This is a genomic window from Sulfitobacter sediminilitoris (genome assembly GCF_010667575.1).
Classification (GTDB): Bacteria; Pseudomonadota; Alphaproteobacteria; order Rhodobacterales; family Rhodobacteraceae; genus Sulfitobacter; species Sulfitobacter sediminilitoris.
Genome location: NZ_JAABNT010000075.1, coordinates 1 through 1,048, shown reverse-complemented (window position 1 = coordinate 1,048; position 1,048 = coordinate 1). Strand labels below are relative to the sequence as shown.

Here is a 1,048-nt window from a genome sequence, read left to right as displayed (position 1 = left end):
TCGATGATACGCATCGGGCCGCCGCATTTCGGGCAAGGCTGAAGCTGGTCCTCTTCGTCAGCACCGGTGGGCGCCTCCTCTTCGGCCATCTGATCAGGCTCCTGTGCCCGGTCGATCAGACACCTGATCATCGCGATCCTGTCGCGGCGGATGCCATTGGCGAGGAAGCCAGCGTGACGGATGCGGTGGAAGCCGGAGGGCAGGACGTGGGTCAGGAAGCGGCGGACGAACTCGTCCGTGGGCAAGCGCATGACCTTCATGCGGTTCCCGCGCTTGATGCGGTAGTCCTTCCAGCGGAATGCCACGGTGTCGGCATCAACGCTGACCAGGCGGCGGTTAGAGATTGCAACCCGGTGTGTGTATCGGCTGAGATAGGCCAGCGCGGCCTCGGGTCCGCCGAAGGGAGGCTTGGCGTAAACGACCCATTCGGTCCTGCGCAGCGGCGCGAGGTGTGTTGCAAAGGTATCGGGATCGGCCAGCCCCGACAGATTGCTGAAGAACTTCAGCTTGCCCGTCTTATGCAACCTGGCCAGCCCTTCGAGGAACAAGCGCCGGAACAGCCGCGACAGGACCTTCACCGGCAAGAAGAAGCCAGATCGGCAGCCGATCCACCGTGTGCCGTCTGCCGACAGCCCGCCACCTGGCACAATGACATGCACATGCGGGTGGTGCGTCATCGCCGAGCCCCATGTGTGCAGCACCGATGTCATGCCGATCCGGGCGCCCAGATGCTTGGGATCGACAGCGATGGTCAGCAGCGTCTGCGCGGATGCTTTGAACAGGAGGCCGTAGACCGCCGCCTTGTTGTGATACGCGATATCCGCAATCGGCGCAGGCAGCGTGAAGACCACGTGGAAGTACTCGACCGGCAACAGGTCCTCCATGCGCGCCTGCATCCAGTCCTGCGCTGCGCTGCCTTGGCACTTCGGGCAATGCCGGTTGCGACAAGAGTTGTAGGCGATGTGCTGATGATCACACTTGGTGCAAGCGGCAACATGGCCACCGAGTACCGCGGTCCGGCACGTCTCAACCGCGGACATCACCTGCA

The 1,048-nt window shown here is 63.2% G+C and carries 1 protein-coding gene; it reads right to left on the bottom strand.

Annotated features, from left to right (window positions below; all coding sequences use genetic code 11):
* Positions 1–1,048: IS91 family transposase (locus GV827_RS23165; protein ID WP_235930711.1), on the bottom strand; the 1,048-nt coding region annotated here is incomplete at both ends.